This is a genomic window from uncultured Enterovirga sp. (assembly GCF_964242715.1).
Lineage (GTDB): Bacteria > Pseudomonadota > Alphaproteobacteria > Rhizobiales > Beijerinckiaceae > Enterovirga.
Map to the genome: position 1 here is coordinate 86,194 of NZ_CAXTAZ010000008.1, position 15,407 is coordinate 101,600.

At 71.2% G+C, this 15,407-nt stretch carries 14 protein-coding genes; 8 read left to right on the forward strand and 6 right to left on the reverse strand.

Going from position 1 to position 15,407, the window contains the following annotated elements; genetic code table 11:
* Positions 1–9: 9 nt before the first annotated feature.
* The 3 genes from ACFE87_RS06430 to ACFE87_RS06440 are packed head-to-tail and all read right to left on the reverse strand — an operon-like array spanning position 10 to position 4,719.
* Complete coding sequence (locus ACFE87_RS06430; protein WP_375458795.1) at positions 10–3,462, reverse strand: chromosome segregation SMC family protein; 3,453 nt, start codon at positions 3,460–3,462, stop codon at positions 10–12.
* Between the two features lie 48 nt (positions 3,463–3,510).
* A complete protein-coding gene (locus tag ACFE87_RS06435) occupies positions 3,511–4,146 on the reverse strand; it encodes a DsbA family protein (RefSeq protein ID WP_375458796.1) in 636 nt (211 codons plus the stop codon).
* A 36-nt stretch (positions 4,147–4,182) separates the two neighbouring features.
* Positions 4,183–4,719: a DUF721 domain-containing protein gene (locus ACFE87_RS06440; RefSeq protein WP_375458797.1), complete on the reverse strand. Its 537-nt coding sequence runs from the start codon at positions 4,717–4,719 to the stop codon at positions 4,183–4,185.
* 97 nt (positions 4,720–4,816) lie between these two features.
* Here ACFE87_RS06440 and ACFE87_RS06445 point away from each other — a divergent pair, with 97 nt between their 5' ends.
* Both ACFE87_RS06445 and mutY read left to right on the forward strand, forming a co-directional pair.
* Positions 4,817–5,413, forward strand: a complete 597-nt coding sequence (locus tag ACFE87_RS06445) for a GNAT family N-acetyltransferase (RefSeq protein ID WP_375458798.1) — start codon at positions 4,817–4,819, stop codon at positions 5,411–5,413.
* A 44-nt stretch (positions 5,414–5,457) separates the two neighbouring features.
* On the forward strand, positions 5,458–6,558 hold the full coding sequence (gene mutY, locus ACFE87_RS06450; RefSeq protein ID WP_375458822.1) for an A/G-specific adenine glycosylase: 1,101 nt from the start codon (positions 5,458–5,460) through the stop codon (positions 6,556–6,558).
* On the opposite strand, the gene ACFE87_RS06455 is transcribed toward mutY, so the two are convergent.
* The 3 genes from ACFE87_RS06455 to ACFE87_RS06465 form a co-directional block, all read right to left on the reverse strand.
* Positions 6,536–7,723 carry a site-specific DNA-methyltransferase gene (locus tag ACFE87_RS06455; RefSeq protein WP_375458799.1) on the reverse strand — a complete coding sequence of 396 codons (1,188 nt, stop codon included), beginning with the start codon at positions 7,721–7,723 and terminating at the stop codon, positions 6,536–6,538. The two genes, mutY and ACFE87_RS06455, sit on opposite strands and share 23 nt — an antisense overlap.
* A gap of 138 nt (positions 7,724–7,861) precedes the next feature.
* A complete protein-coding gene (locus tag ACFE87_RS06460; RefSeq protein WP_375458800.1) occupies positions 7,862–8,503 on the reverse strand; it encodes a ribonuclease HII in 642 nt (213 codons plus the stop codon).
* Positions 8,504–8,571: 68 nt separating this feature from the next.
* Positions 8,572–9,606 (reverse strand): L-threonylcarbamoyladenylate synthase, encoded by a 1,035-nt coding sequence (locus ACFE87_RS06465; RefSeq protein ID WP_375458801.1) that lies wholly within the window; start codon positions 9,604–9,606, stop codon positions 8,572–8,574.
* Between the two features lie 45 nt (positions 9,607–9,651).
* On the opposite strand from ACFE87_RS06465, the gene ACFE87_RS06470 reads away from it, so the two are divergent.
* The 6 genes from ACFE87_RS06470 to ACFE87_RS06495 all read left to right on the forward strand — a co-directional run bounded on the left by ACFE87_RS06470 (position 9,652) and on the right by ACFE87_RS06495 (position 15,400).
* Entirely contained in the window at positions 9,652–11,436 is a 1,785-nt protein-coding gene (locus ACFE87_RS06470; protein WP_375458802.1) for an acyl-CoA dehydrogenase, read from the forward strand.
* Between the two features lies 1 nt (position 11,437).
* The gene (locus tag ACFE87_RS06475) at positions 11,438–12,427 is read left to right on the forward strand and encodes a magnesium transporter CorA family protein (protein ID WP_375458803.1); all 990 of its coding nucleotides are present in this window, start codon (positions 11,438–11,440) and stop codon (positions 12,425–12,427) included.
* A gap of 4 nt (positions 12,428–12,431) precedes the next feature.
* Complete coding sequence (locus ACFE87_RS06480) at positions 12,432–12,995, forward strand: DinB family protein (RefSeq protein ID WP_375458804.1); 564 nt, start codon at positions 12,432–12,434, stop codon at positions 12,993–12,995.
* A 121-nt stretch (positions 12,996–13,116) separates the two neighbouring features.
* Positions 13,117–13,839: an SDR family NAD(P)-dependent oxidoreductase gene (locus ACFE87_RS06485; RefSeq protein ID WP_375458823.1), complete on the forward strand. Its 723-nt coding sequence runs from the start codon at positions 13,117–13,119 to the stop codon at positions 13,837–13,839.
* A complete protein-coding gene (locus ACFE87_RS06490; RefSeq protein ID WP_375458805.1) occupies positions 13,836–14,945 on the forward strand; it encodes a hypothetical protein in 1,110 nt (369 codons plus the stop codon). Before ACFE87_RS06485 ends, ACFE87_RS06490 begins: the two co-directional genes overlap by 4 nt.
* The gene (locus tag ACFE87_RS06495; protein ID WP_375458806.1) at positions 14,942–15,400 is read left to right on the forward strand and encodes an NUDIX hydrolase; all 459 of its coding nucleotides are present in this window, start codon (positions 14,942–14,944) and stop codon (positions 15,398–15,400) included. Before ACFE87_RS06490 ends, ACFE87_RS06495 begins: the two co-directional genes overlap by 4 nt.
* Positions 15,401–15,407: the final 7 nt, after the last annotated feature.

Consider the following 15,407-nt stretch of genomic DNA (forward strand, 5'->3'; position numbering starts at 1 on the left):
AGATTCTGGCTAGCCCGCCTCACGCAGGCGCTCGGCCGCTTGAAGGTCGACGGACACGAGCTGGGATATCCCGCGCTCCGCCATCGTGACCCCGAAAAGCCGGTCCATCCGGGCCATGGTGATGGGGTTGTGGGTGATGACCAGGAAGCGCGTATCGGTGTCGGCGATCATCGCCCGCAGGAGATCGCAGAAGCGCTCGACATTGGCGTCGTCCAGAGGGGCGTCGACCTCGTCCAGGACGCAGATCGGGGAGGGATTCGTCAGGAACACGGCGAAGATGAGCGCGGTCGCGGTGAGTGCCTGTTCGCCCCCCGAGAGGAGGCTCAGGGATTGCGGCCGCTTTCCCGGCGGTCTTGCCATGATCTCGAGACCCGCTTCGAGCGGGTCGTCCGAATCGACCAGCGCCAGCTCGGCCTCGCCGCCGCCGAACAGGGTCGAGAACAGCCGGCGGAAATGGCCGTCTACGATGCCGAAGGCGGCGCGGAGACGTTCGCGGCCCTCCCGGTTCAGGGCCGAGACGGCCTGCCGCAGACGCTTGATCGCCTCGACCAGGTCGTCCCGCTCGGCGGCGAGCCGGTCCCGCTTCCCTTCAGCCTCGGCGAGCTCCTCCTCGGCCCGAAGATTGACCCCGCCGAGCCGCTCCCGGTCGCCCTTCAGGCCGGCGAGTCGGGTCTCGACGGTCACGGGATCGAAGGGCTGATCGCGCTTCAGGCCCGACTGCGCGACGAGGTCGGCCGGGCTCGTGTCGAAGGTGTCCGTGATCGAGCGCGCGAGGTCCGCGACGCGGCGGGACAGGGCCTCGCTGCGCGCCTCAGAGGCCGCGCGGGTTTCCCGGGACCGAGCGAGATCCTCGAGAGCGGCCCGGGCGGCCCGGTCGGTCTCCACGACGGCGCGCTCCGCTCCCCGCAGCCGGTCGGCGGCTTCGGTCCGGTGGCTGTCAGCAGCCGAAATCTCGGAGGCGAGGCCGCGGCGGCGCTGGATGAAGGCGTCGGGCGCGCTCTCGAGTTCGGTCCGTTCGGACGTGGCCTCGGCGAGACGCTGGCGGAGTTCGGCCGAAGCCGCCTCGCTCCGGGCGGTACGCTCCTGCCAGAGGCGGAGGTCGGCGGCGAGCGCGGTCCGGCGCTGCACCGCGATTTCCGATTCGCGAAGAAGGGCGGCCAGCAACGAGCGGGTCTCCGCAGCTCGCGCCCGATCCTCCGCCGCTCTGGCGCGCGCTTCGGCGTGACGGCGCTCGCCCGCCGCGCCGTCCGGCAGCTCGGCCAGGAGGCGCTCAGCTTCGGCGGCGCGGGAGAGGGCCTCGCTCTCGCCCGCCTCGACGCGGAATGCCGCCTCGACCAGGGCCGAAAGCCTGGCCCGCGCCTCCGCTTCGCGGCGCTCGGCCCGGGCGAGCTCGTCCCGGGCGACGTCGAGCGTCCGGCGGCTGCGGGTCGCGGCTTCGACCGCAGCGCTCTCTGCCCGGGCGGCGTCGCGCGAGCGGGTCTCCGCCGCGATTGCGACGGTTCGGCGCTCCTCGGCCACGGCCCGGGCCGAATCCGCCTCGCGGGCGAGGCCGGCGATCCGGTTCTTCTCGGCCAGCCGGCGGGCTGCGGGCGAGGGCGAATCGGCCGTCGCGGCGAGCCCGTCCCAGCGCCAGAGGTCTCCCTCAACCGAGACGAGCCGCTGCCCGACGGAGAGCTGATTCGCGAGGCGCGGCGCGTCGGCGCGCGTAACGAGGCTGATCTGCCGCAGACGCCGGCGCAGAGCCGGCGGTCCATCAACGACGGCAGAGAGCGGCGTCGTGCCGGCAGGAAGCGGAGGATCGCCCTCGCCGCTCCCCGTATCCTGCCAGCGCAGCGACGCGGCCGGATCGGTCGACGCCTCGAGATCCTCGCCGAGTGCAGCCGCAAGGGCGCGCTCGTAGCCGGGCTCCACGCTGAGGGTTTCGAGAATCGTGGCAGGTCGTTTGCCGCTCTCGGACGAGAATAACCGTCGCAGCGTCGCAAGCTCGGTCTCCGGCCGTTGGGCTGCCTTCTCGGCATCCGCCACGACGCCCCGCTCGCGCCTCTCGGCCTCGCGGGCGCCGCCCAGGGCCTGCCGGGCCGCGGCGGCCTGCGCCTCGGCGTCGCGGACTGCCTCGGTCGCGGCGGCAAGCGCCGTGCGCAGAGGGGCTGATCCGGTTCCGGCGAGGCTCGCCTCGATCGCGACCCGCTCGGCCCGGACGCGGGCCACCTCCTTGGCGGCACGTGCGGCGCGCTCGGCCTCGCCGTCGCGCTCCCGCCGCAAGGAGGCGCGCCGGGCGGTCAGGTCCGCGACGTCGCGCTGCGCGGCGGCAAGCTCGGCCTCCGAGGACGAGAGCGCCGCGTCGGCTCCGGCGAGGGCCGTCTCCAGCTCGGCTCTCCGGGCCAGTCCCGCCTCTTCGCCGCCCTCCAGGCCGTCCCATTCCGCGAGGAGGCGCGCGATCGTGTCCTTGGCGTCGCGGCTCAGCTGAGCCTGCCGCCCCGTGTCTCGTTCGAGTTCGGCGATCCGGCGGCCGAGTTCCGCGAGCCGGTCGGCCGCGCGGCGCTCCTCCCCTTCGAGGTCGGTCCGGGCCTGCGCCAGCCGGCGCAGGGCAGCCGCGGTCGCAGCTTCGGCCTCCCGGAGGGGACCGAGTTCGTGCGCGGCGACGGCCTGGGCCTTGGCGGCCTCCACCTGTGCAAGGGTTCGGTCGGCCACCACGCGCATATCCGCCCGCGCCGCCTCTTCTGCGGCAACGCGTTCCCGTTCCGCCTGGAGCCAGGCCGCGGCGGCGAGCCTGGCTTCTAGCGTCCGGATTTCGGCCGAGAGGCCGCGGTAGCGCGAGGCTTGCCGCCCCTGCCGCCGCAGGCTGTCGGCTTGGGAACCGAGTTCCCGAAGCACGTCCTCGACGCGGACGAGGTTCTCCTCCGCCTGCCGGAGCCGGAGTTCGGCCTCGTGCCGACGGGCATGGAGCCCGGCAATGCCGGCGGCGTCCTCGAGGATGCGGCGCCGCGCCTGCGGCTTCGCGGCGATGAGTTCGCTGATCTGGCCCTGCCGGACCATGGCTGGCGAGCGGGCGCCGGTCGCGGCATCGGCAAAGAGGAGCTGGACATCGCGCGCCCGGGCTTCGCGGCCGTTCACGTGGTAGTTCGACCCCTGCGCCCGCTCGATCCGACGCGACACCTCGAGCAGATCCGCATCGTTGAAGGCCGCTGGCGCCGAGCGGTCGGAATTATCGATCGCGAGCGTGACGTCGGCCGTGTTGCGGCTTGGGCGGGTCGCGGAACCGCCGAAGATGACCTCGTCCATGCCCGAGGCCCGCATGTTCTTGTGCGAGCTCTCGCCCATCACCCAGCGCAGGGCCTCGACGAGGTTCGACTTGCCGCAGCCGTTGGGTCCGACGATGCCGGTCAGGCCGGGCTCGATCGGGACATCGGTCGGTTCGACGAAGGTTTTGAAGCCGACGATGCGGAGCTTCGTCAGCCTCATGGCCGCAGGCCCTCCGGCCGGCGCGCTCGCGCCGGGGTCAGGCGAGGATCAGGCGCCGATGATCGGCTTGATGATCGTCTCGAGTTCGTCAATCGACTGGGCGCCGGTCTTCCGCTGGCCGTTGATGAAAAAGGTCGGCGTCGATTCGACCTTGAAGGTCTCGGCCGCACGGTTCTTGACCGCGTTGACCGCCTCATAAAGGGCCTGGTCGCGCAAGATCGCGTCGAACCTTTCCTGTGAGTATCCGGCCTGACGGAGCGTCTGGCGCATGCCGTCGAGCGGCTTCGCGCCCGCGATCCAGCTTTTCTGTGTTTCGAAGAGAAGATCTACGACCGGGTAGTATTTGGCGGACTTGTCGGCGCGGGCGAGCATGAAGCCGGCGGTCGCGATCGGATCGAGCGGAAACTCGCGGAGAGCGAAGCGGACCTGCCCGGTATCGACCCAGCGCTTCTTCAATTCGGGCCAGGTCGTGTTGTGGAAGGTCGCACAATGCGAGCAGGTGAGCGACGCGTATTCGATGATCGTGACCTTGGCGGTCTCGGAACCGACCCAGGCATCGCCGAGCGGGCCTGGCTTCATCAGCTCGGTCGCCGAGACGTTCTGGGCCCGGGCCGGTGACAGGCCCGCGAGGGTGGCGCCGGTCGCGGCAGCCGCGAGGACGATCGTGTCGCGCCGCGTGATCATGGTCGTTCTCCGGGATGACCGGTGTCAGCTAAGACCTCACCCGGATCGTGGCAAGGCAAGGTCGGCCTCATCCGGCTCGTCCGGACGGGTCGCCATGGCGCGGCCGAGCCGCTCCATCGCCTGTCGCAGCGCCGCCTCGTCGAGCCCGGCGACCGCTTCCGCGATCCGGATTCGGGCCGATTCGGGGAGCGGCGCCTTCTCGGCTTTCGGTGGCTGCAACCGGCCCACCGGACCCTGTTTCAGGACGAGTCGTCCCACGCAGCGCCAGCCATAGACGGCGTTGATCCGCTCGAGGACGAGCGGCGCCAGATGCTGCAATTCGAGCGCGAAAGCCCCGACGACCCGCACGACGAGCGTCGCGGGGTGCGGCGCGCCGTCGCTCTCCCCCGGCCGACGCCGCGGCCACTCGACGCGGACCGGTCGCGAGGCCTCGGCCATGCGCTCGCCCACGATTTCGGCCCAGGACGCGACGAGGTCGGCTCCCGTAAAGCCCTGCGCGGCGAGGGCCGGCCCGAGGACCGGCCCGACGAGATCGGCGAGCGGCTGCGAGCGGCCCTGTCCCTTGCGCTTCATCCGGCCATGCTAGCCGGCCTGCCCCGCTGGGCAAACCGCGACCGCGACGCCTCTCGTCGACGGTGACGGCAGGCGCCGCTCCCGTTAGGACCAAGCCATGGAATCGCCCGCGCTCCCGGGCTCGGACGGACCCGCGGCGCTCCTCGCCCGCGCCTTCATGGACGAGCCGCTCTTCACCTATCTCTGGCCGGACGCGGGGCAGCGCCGCCGCCGGGTGCCGGGTTTTTTCGACCTGATGGTGTCGACGGGCCGCGAACACGGCCTGTGCGAAACGAGCCCGGGTCGGGAGGGCGCCGCGATCTGGCGCAGGCCCGGCGAGTGGCAGCTCGGATGGGGAACGGTGGCCCTGAACCTGCATCGCTTCCTGCCGCTGTTCGGGACGGCTGTCGGGCGCGCGCTCCGCATCATCCGCCTCGTCGAGCATCGTCATCCGACGAAGCCGCATTGGTATCTCGCCTATCTGGGCGTCGCCCCGGAATTCCGGGGCAGGGGGGTCGCGCGCTCTCTCCTTCGGAGCCGACTCGATCTTTGCGACCTCGAGGGGTTGCCGGCCTATCTCGAGACCCAGAAGGCCGACAATCTCGGGCTGTACCGCTCGGTCGGGTTCGAGCTCGTGGGCGAAGAGCGCGTTCCGGGCGGACCTCCCTGTTACTTCATGTGGCGGGAGCCCCGATCAGGGCCGGAGGTCGCCTGAGCGCCTCGGCCCCGCCCCGGCGCAAGGCGGCGGGACCGCCGGCGATCACCGAACCCGACCGCGCAAAGGCCGAAGACCTGCTGCGCTGGTATGACCGGCACCGGCGCGACCTGCCCTGGCGCGCGAAGCTCGGCGAGGCCGCCGACCCCTACCGGGTCTGGCTGTCCGAGATCATGCTCCAGCAGACCACGATCGCGGCGGTCCGGCCCTATTTCGCCCGGTTCCTGGAGGTGTTTCCGACCATCACGGCACTCGCTGCAGCCCCGAGCGAGGCCGTGATGAGCGCCTGGGCCGGCCTCGGCTATTACTCCCGCGCCCGCAACCTGCATGCCTGCGCCAAGGCGGTGGCGGAGAGCGGCGGGGCGTTCCCCGACACGGAGGATGGTCTTCGCCGCCTGCCCGGCATCGGCGCCTACACGTCTGCCGCCATCGCTGCCATCGCTTTCGGCCGGAACGCGGCCGCGGTGGACGGCAATGTGGAGCGCGTCGTCTCCCGGCTCGAGCGGATCGAGACGCCGATCCCGGCCTCTCGGCCCGAGATTCGGCAGGTCACCCTGGCGCTCGTCCCGCCAGACAGGCCGGGCGATTTCGCCCAGGCCGTGATGGATCTCGGGGCCACGATCTGCACGCCGCGCCGACCTGCCTGCGCGATCTGCCCCTGGATGCAGCCCTGTCTCGCCCGCGCGGCGGGAATGCAGGAACTCTACCCACGCAAAATCCCGAAACGCGAGGGCGTGCTGCGGCGGGGCTCGGCCTTCGTCGCGCTCCGCGCTGACGGCGCCGTGCTCCTCGGCACCCGCCCGCCGCGTGGACTGCTCGGCGGGATGGCCGAGGTCCCGACGAGCGCTTGGGCCGCGGATTACGATCCCGCGACTGCGATGCTCGACGCGCCGCTCGAGGCGCGCTGGCGCCGGCTGCCGGGCGAGGTGCGCCACGTCTTTACCCACTTCCCTCTGGAACTGGCCGTCCTCTTCGCCAAGGTGCCGCGCGGAACCCCGGCCCCCGATGGCCTGCGCTGGACGCCCCGCGAAAGCCTGGGCGACGAGGCGCTGCCGAACGTCATGAAGAAGGTGCTGGCGCATGCGCTCGACGGCGCGACTGCGGCCGCGCCGAAAGCTCGGGTCAGGCGGACAAAGCCGACCTGACCTGGGACCGGAAGCTGTCGATGACGAGGCGCGAGCCACCCCGGTCGGCATGCCAGAAGGTCCAGCCGTTGCAGGCCGGCAGTCCCTGGACGAGAGCGCCGATCTTGTGGATCGAGCCGATCGCGGGGCCGGCCAGGAGGGTGCCGTCGGCCCGCACCATGGCCCGGTGGCGGCCGGCCGCGCAGGAGAGCGTCTCGCCAGCCGTGAGGTGTCCGGCTTCCAGTACGGAGAGGAAGGGGATGCGGGTCTCCGCCCGTTTCGCCGGGAGGGCGGCGACAGCCCCAGCCGCGAGCGGCTCGACCGCCTCGATCCGGCGTCGCGCCACCTCGGCATAGGCTGGCTCGCGCTCGATCCCGACGAAATGCCGGCCGAGCTTGCGGGCGACGGCGCCCGTCGTGCCGGTGCCGAAGAAGGGATCCAGCACCACGTCGCCCGGATTCGAGGCGGCCAGCAGGATGCGGGAGAGGAGGGCCTCCGGCTTCTGGGTCGGATGCGCCTTGCGGCCGCTCTCGTCCTTCAGCCTCTCGTCCCCGGTGCAGAGCGGGAAGAGCCAGTCCGACCGCATCTGGACGTCGTCGTTGCCGGCCTTCATCGCCTCGTAGTGGAAGGTATAGGCCTTGGCCTCCGGTCCCTTCGAGGCCCAGATCAGGGTCTCGTGGGCGTTGGTGAAGCGGCGGCCGCGGAAATTCGGCATCGGGTTGGCCTTGCGCCACACGATGTCGTTCAGGATCCAATAGCCGAGATCCTGGAGAGCGGCGCCGACCCGGAAGATGTTGTGGTAGGAGCCGATAACCCAGAGGGTCGCGTTCGGCTTCATGACGCGACGGACCTCCCCGAGCCAGGCCCGGGTGAAGCTGTCATAGGCCGCGAAGCTCGCGAACTTGTCCCAATCGTCGTCGACGGCGTCAACCACGGACTGGTCGGGGCGGCTCAGCGCCCCTTCGAGCTGCAGGTTGTAGGGCGGATCGGCGAAGACGAGATCGACGCTGCCCGTCGGCAGCTGTCGAAGCGCGTCCACGCATTCGCCGAGGATGATTTCGTCACGGCGACTTCCGTCCTGAGACGGGGAGGCGCGGAGGATCCGTGGCGCCGACGCGATCGACCCGGTACGCGAGACCTGTTTCCGGGCGATGGCGCCGGCGACCGCGGTACGCGGGGTACCCATGGCCAACACCGGTTACGCAACTGAACGACCGGGATCATGCTCGCGCAGGGTAAAAACGAGGTGTGACGGCCCGGGGATGTCGCGTCCCGTTTTGGGGCTGCAGAATCTGCCGGGCGCGCCGGAGAGGTTTCGCTCCCGTTAAGCGCCGTGTTCTTCGGGCAGGGCCGCGTCGGCGATCCGGACCGGGGCGAAGCTGCGCCGGTGGTAGGGGCAGGGGCCGCCGGTCGAGAGCGCGGACAGGTGGGTGGCGGTCGAATAGCCGACATTCGTCGTGAAGCCGTAGACCGGATAGCTCTCGGCGAGCCGCCGCATCATCCGGTCGCGGACGACCTTCGCCACGATCGAGGCGGCGGCGATCGACGGGATCGAGGCGTCACCCTTGATCACGGTGTGGACCGGGCAGGGCAGGTTCGGCGGATCGTTGCCGTCGACCAGCGCCACGTCAGGCCGGCAGGGCAGGGCGTCGAGCGCCCGGCACATGGCGTGGAGTGAAGCCTGCCGGATGTTGCGGCGGTCGATCTCGTGCGCCGGGATCGAGGCGATGCCGACCGCGGAGGTGGCGAGGATCTCGAGAAACAACTCCTCGCGCCGCTCGGGCAGGATCGCCTTCGAATCACCGAGACCCTTCGGGATCCGCTTCAGGTCGAGCACCACGGCCGCCGCCACCACCGGGCCCGCGAGCGGGCCGCGCCCGACCTCGTCCAGGCCCGCGACGGTGCCGTGGCCGCACCGCATGAGCTGGCGTTCGCGCTTCGGTTTCAGGATCGGCAGGGGTGGCATGGTGCCCGTGATTCGGTCGCCGCGATCAGAGAGGGTCGCGGGCAGGATGTCACCTGCGCCGAGGCTGCTCAGCGGTCGGCTGCGGCCCGTCGCAGCCGGTCGACGATCGCTTCGCCGAGGCCGAGCGGCGGGATGGCCGCGACCGCGATCGTGGCGGCTCCGCTCGAATCGAGCCGGCGCAGGAAGCCGAACAGGTTCGCGGCCGCTTCCGTAAGGTCTCCGGCCGGGCTCAGGTTCAGCACCGTCGCGGAGCGGTCGACACCGACCGGACTGTTGGGTCCGAACAGCAGCACGGCCTCGCCGGGCCGGACGGACACGGCATCGAGCCGCACCGCCGCGCGCGGCGCGTAATGCGAGGCGAGGAGGCCCGGCGATACTGGCGCTCCGCTCTTGTTCAATTCCGAGCCGATTCGGTGCCCAAGGGCCTGCTCGATCGCCTCACGCGAAACGCCGCCCGGGCGGAGCAGGATGGGGGCACCGCCGAGGCAAGCGACGATCGTCGATTCGACGCCGATCGCGGTCGCGCCGCCCTCGACGACCGCGTCGATCCGGCCGTCGAGGTCGGCCAGCACGTGGTCGGACGCGGTCGGGCTGATCCGGCCGGACAGGTTGGCCGAGGGCGCAACGACGGGGAAGCCGCAGCGCGCCAGGATGTCGCGAGCGACCGGATGCGACGGCACCCGGATGCCGACGCTGCGGAGGCCGGCCCGGGCGAGGTCGCAGACCGACGTCTCGTCCGCGAGCGGGACGACCAGTGTCAGGGGGCCGGGCCAGAAGGCCTCGGCAAGAGCCACGGCAGTCCGGTCGAAATGCCCGACCGTCCGGGCGTCGGCCGGCGTGCCGACATGGGCGATCAGCGGGTTGAAGCGCGGGCGGCCCTTGGCGGCGTAGAGAGAGGCGACCGCAGCCGCGTTCCGGGCATCGGCGCCGAGCCCGTAGACGGTCTCCGTCGGGAAGGCGACGAGGCCGCCGATCGCCAGCAGCGAAGCGGCGCGCGCGATCCCGGCCTCGTCGGTGCCGAGCCGCTCGGTCGCACGGCGATCCGGGCCGGCCTCCGTTGACGCGCTTCCTCTCACGTCACATTGATCCCGCCGCGACAGCATGGCCGCTAGGTGAGGGCGGCCCCGACGTCAATCTCGGGAGACGCCATGAACTACCGTGCCCCCACGGCCGACATGCTGTTCACGATGCGCCACGCCGCCGGGCTCGACCAGGCCGCCGCGTCCGGTCTCTACGGTGACCTCACGGCGGAGGATGTCGGCGGCATCCTGGACGAGGCCGCCCGCTTCGCAGGCGAGGTGATCGCGCCCCTGAACCGGGTCGGCGACACCGCGGGCACTCCTCTGGAGGACGGTCGGGTGACGATGCCACCCGGCTTCCGGGAGGCCTACCGGGCCTGGACCGAGGCCGGCTGGAACGCGCTTCCTGGTCCGGTCGAGCATGGCGGGCAGGGTCTGCCGACGCTCATTGCCGTCGCCTGCGCCGAGATGTGGAATGCGGCCGCCATGGCCTTCGGCCTCGGCCCGTTGCTCACGGCGGGCGCCGTCGAGGCGCTCGACCGGCACGGCTCGGAGGAATTGAAGGCGCGCTACCTTACCAAGCTCGTCTCCGGCGACTGGACCGGGACCATGAACCTGACCGAGCCCCAGGCCGGCTCGGACCTTGCCGCCCTGCGGGCGCGTGCAGAGCCCGCGGGAGACGGCACGTACCGGATCACCGGCACGAAGATCTACATCACCTATGGCGAGCACGACCTGACGGAGAACATCGTCCATCTCGTCCTCGCCCGGCTCCCGGACGCTCCGGCCGGCACGCGCGGCATCTCGCTCTTCCTCGTGCCGAAGGTCCTGCCGGACGGATCCCGGAACGACCTCCGCTGCGCCGGGATCGAGCACAAGCTCGGCATCCACGGCTCGCCCACCTGCACCATGGTCTATGGCGATGGGGGCGGGGCGACCGGCTGGCTGGTAGGCGAGGAGAATCGCGGCCTCGCCTGCATGTTCACGATGATGAACAATGCCCGGCTGCTCGTCGGCATCCAGGGCGTCGCCGTCTCCGAGCGCGCCTATCAGGCCGCGCTCGCCTATGCGGGGGAGCGCCGGCAGGGCCGCGCGCCGGGCAGCGGCCACGAGGGAATGAGCCCGATCCGCGACCATGCCGACGTGCAGCGCATGCTTCTCACCATGAAGGCCTCGACCGCGGCCGCGCGCGCGATCTGCTACCTGACCGCGGCCTGTCTCGACCGGTCCCGCCTCGCCGGGGATGCGGACGAGCGGGCCAGGGCTTTCGCCCGAGCCTCGCTGCTCACGCCCGTGGCCAAGGCCTACTCGACCGATCTCGGCGTCGAGATCGCCTCGGTCGGCATCCAGGTCCATGGCGGGATGGGCTTCGTCGAGGTGACCGGGGCGGCCCAGCATCTCCGCGACGCCCGCATCCTGCCGATCTACGAGGGCACGAACGGCATCCAGGCGATCGACCTCGTCACCCGCAAGCTCCCGCTCGCAAGCGGCGCGGCGGTGCGGGCCGAGATCGCCGCCATGCGGGGGATCGTGCGCCGCCTCATCGCGCGCGGGGCTCTCGACGCCTTCGGCGCGGCCGCGCCCCGGCTGCGGGACGCCGTCGAGAGCCTCGACAAGGCAACGAGTTTCATGCTCCGGGCGCTCGCCGGCAACGACCCTGGCCCGGCCCTCGCGGGGGCGGCGCCCTATCTCCGCCTCTTCGGTCTCGCGAGCGGCGGGACGCTCCTCGCCGAAATCGCGCTCGCCGCCTCCGCCGCCCGGGAAGCCGGGGACGTCGATCCGGCGCATCTCGCCCGGATCGCGCTCTGCCGCTTCTTCGCCGAGAATGTCGCGGTCGCGGCCGGCGGGCTCGAGGCCACGGTCCTCGGCGGCGCCGATTTCGCGGCCGGCGCCCCGCTCGCCCTCGCCAGCTGACATGATCATCATCCATCAGCCGCAGGATGCCGTGACCCCCGGCCTGCTCGGCCGGCGCGTGCTGGCCGACCACGAGCCGATCCCGACGGACGCGCTCTGGATCGACCTCGTTCGGCCGACCGTCGAGGAAGACCGCAAGACGGAGCGCTTCCTCGGCATCGAGGTCCCGACGCGCGAGGACCAGCAGGATATCGAGCCCTCGGAGCTCCTCTATGCCGAGCATGGCGCCCGCTATCTCACGACCCGTCTCCTGACCAAGGCGGACGAGGACGAGCCGGAACTCGCCGGCATCACCTTCATCCTGAAGGACAATGCCCTCGTCACCGTCCGCTACGCGGATCCGCGCGCCTTCTCGATGTTCTCGCAGAAGGCCGCCCGGCCTTTCGGCTGTGGCCGCACCGGCGAGGAGATCCTGGGCGGCCTCGTCGAGACGATCATGGACCGGGCCGCCGACATCCTGCAGCTCGCCGGCGAGCGAATCGACGGGCTGTCCCGCAGCGTGTTCCGGACCGGGCAGGACCCGGGCGCGCGCAACGCCGAATACCAGGACACGCTACGGGCCCTCGGCCATTGGGGCGACCTGATCTCGAAGCAGCGCGAAAGCCTCGTCTCGATCGAGCGCACGCTGCTCTTCCTCTCCGCCAGCTACCGGGCGACCAAGGTGCCGAAGGACCTGCGCGACCAGATGCGCACGACGCTGCGCGATCTCCAGTCGCTCGAGGAGCACGCGACTTTCCAGGCCAACAAGATCCAATTCCTGCTCGACGCGACGCTCGGCCTCGTCAATCTCGAACAGAACAACATCATCAAGCTGTTCTCGGTCATGGCGGTCGTGTTCATGCCGCCAACCCTGATCGCCTCGATCTACGGCATGAACTTCAAGCACATGCCGGAACTCGAGAGTACGCTCGGCTATCCGCTGGCGCTCGTCCTGATGGTGGGCGCGGCGGTCGCACCCTATTTCTTCTTTCGCTGGAAGCGCTGGCTATAGCGACATGCCGGCGTCGAACCTGCAAACGCTTCGGTCCCTCGCCTACAACAACGGCTGGGCCAATCATCGCCTGCACGCCGCCTGCGCGGGGCTGAGCCAGGGCGAGTTCGAGGCAGGGCGGTCGGGCTTCTTCCCCTCCATCCAGGCGACGTTGAACCACATCCTCGTGATCGACTGGTTCTATGTCGACGCGCTGGAGGGCGGCAGCCTCGGCCATTCCGCCTGGGACGACCGCATCCCGTGCCCGACGATGGCGGATCTCGCCCCCGCGCAGGCGCAGGTCGACCGGCGGCTCGTCGCCTGGTGCGAGGCGATGGGCGAGGCCGGGCCGGACCGGATCGTCGAGGTGCATCGCCCGTCCGGCATCCAGCGCGAGCGCGCCGACCGGCTTCTCCTGCACCTCTTCCAGCACGACATCCACCATCGCGGACAGGTCCATGCGATGCTGAGTTCGACCTCGGTCTCGCCGCCCCAGCTGGACGAGTTCTTCGCCCTCGGCGAAGCGCCGTTCAGAGCCGACGAGTTCGGGGCACTCGGCTGGAGCGAGGAGCGGATCTGGCAGGGCTGAGCGGCAAGCCCGCCTGGCTCCATGGACGGAGCGGCCGAGGCGCACTACCTTCGCGCTGTTCCCATCACCGGATCGGATTTGCCGCGTGTCGTCCGAGCGTTCGAACCAGCCGCGCCGCGTCATGCTGCTCACCGGCGCGAGCCGGGGAATCGGCCACGCGACCGTGAAGCGCTTCCAGGCGGCAGGATGGCGGGTGATCACCTGCTCGCGCCACGCCTTCCCGGAGAATTGCCCTTGGGAGATGGGTCCCGATGACCACCTTCAGGTCGACCTCGCGAGCGCCGAGGACACGTTGCGGGCGGTCTCCGAGACGAAGGCCCGCCTGGTCGCCGAAGGGGGCCGGCTCGATGCGCTCGTCAACAATGCCGGGATCTCGCCGAAGGACACGGGCGGCGCGCGCCTGAGCGGCCTCCGGACCGAGCATGCGGACTGGATGCGGGTGTTCCAGGTGAACTTCTTCGCCCCGATCATGCTGGCGAAGGGTCTTTGCGACGAACTCGCCCGCGCCAGGGGCTCGATCGTCAACGTGACCTCGATCGCAGGCTCGCGAGTCCACCCCTTCGCCGGGGCCGCCTATTCGACCTCGAAAGCCGCGCTCGCGGCGTTGACCCGGGAGATGGCCTCCGATTTCGGTCCCCTCGGGGTGCGGGTGAATGCCATCTCGCCGGGCGAGATCGACACCTCGATCCTGTCGCCCGGGACCGAGAAGATCGTCGAGACGATCCCGCTGAAGCGGCTCGGGACGACGGACGAGGTCGCCAAGGCGATCTATTTCCTCTGCACCGACACCTCCTCCTACGTGAACGGCGCCGAACTGCACATCAATGGCGGGCAGCACGTGTGAGCATCGGGCGTCGCGAGCTGATCCTCCGCGCAGCGACGCTGGCGGCCCCTGCGATCCTCGGCGTCCACCCCGCCTGGGCCGAGCCCAGCCTCAAGATCCTGCCGCTCGGCTTCGCCGCCACCGAGTTTCGCGGCCCGGCGAGCCGGGTTGCCGCGACCATCGCCTCGATCGACGGCTACCGGGAGAGCCGGCCGCCGCTCGTCGGCCCGCTCGCGGTCTGCTGGGGGCAGGGCGGGTCGGCCGCGCTGGTCGCGGCCGGAGACGAGATCCGGATCCGGCCGGCGGCGCGCCGGGCAGGCGACCTCGCCGGCCTTGAACGCGGGCGAGGGGCGATCCCGGATTCGCGACTTCAGAGTGCCGGCGCGCTGACGATCCAGCTCGAGGATCCGACCCGCGACTACGCCCACGAGGCGCTCGGCTCGGCAATCCATGCCCGGGCGCTGTCGGTCACCGAACGCCGCGCCTCCCCGCCGACGAGCAGCCCGAAGCCCGTCCAGAGCGACGTCGCCTGGATCGAGGCCGGGCCGGGGGCCGTGTTCGAGGACCGCGAGCCGCAGGTCGTCGATCTCGACCGCGACGGCTCGCCGGAGATCCTGGCCATCCGGTCCTATCTCGACCGCGGCTCGGCCCTCGCCGTCATCGGGCGGCGCGAGGGGACCTGGCGCATCCTGGCCGAGACGCCGCCCGACGGCGAGCCGTTCCGGTGGCTGAACCCCGTCCCGGGCGGTCTGGGCGCGGCGCGCCCGGGCGAATTCGCGCTCGTCCGCCGGCCCCATCTCGACGGCCTGCTCCAGATCTGGCGCTTCGAGCGCAACACGGTCACGCTGGTCGAGGAGAAGGCCGGCTACGCGAACCATGCCTATAGCAGCCGGGCCCAGGCCCTCTCGGTCGGCTTCGAGGCCGAGGACGGGACGACGCGGCTTGCGATCCCCTCCCTGGACCGGCACTCGCTGGCGATCCTGTCGCTTGCGGGCGGAATCCGGGAGATCGCCCGCATTCCCCTGCCGGCCAGGATCCTCACCGGCGTCGCTTCGCTCGGCCGGGGACGGGATATCCACCTTCTCCTCGGTCTCGAGGACGGGCGCGTGGCCGACCTGCGGCCGTGACGGAGACCGCCGGTTCACGCCTCTATCCGGCGCGCCCGTATCTCGCCGCTTCCGTTGCGGTGCTGCGAGGCCGGCGTGTTCTCCTGGCGGCCCGGGGACGGCCGCCCCTCGACCATGTCTTTTCGCTTCCGGGCGGGCTTGTAGAGACGGGCGAGACGCTGGCGGACGCCGCGCTTCGCGAATTGCAGGAGGAGACCGGCGTCACGGCCGACCTGATCCGCTTCGTGGGGCCGATCGAGTTCATGGACCACGAGCCGGATGGCCGGGTGCGCCACCATTATGTCATCTGCGCCCATGCGGCCCGATGGCGCTCGGGCGAAGGCATGGTGGGGGCGGAGGCGAGCGCCATCCGCTGGCTCGCGGAAGGCGAGATGGGGTCCCTGCCGACCACGCCCGGCCTCCTGCCGATCCTGCGGGCGGCATTCGCGATCGGCCGCGATGCGGGCTGGCCGTAGATCATCC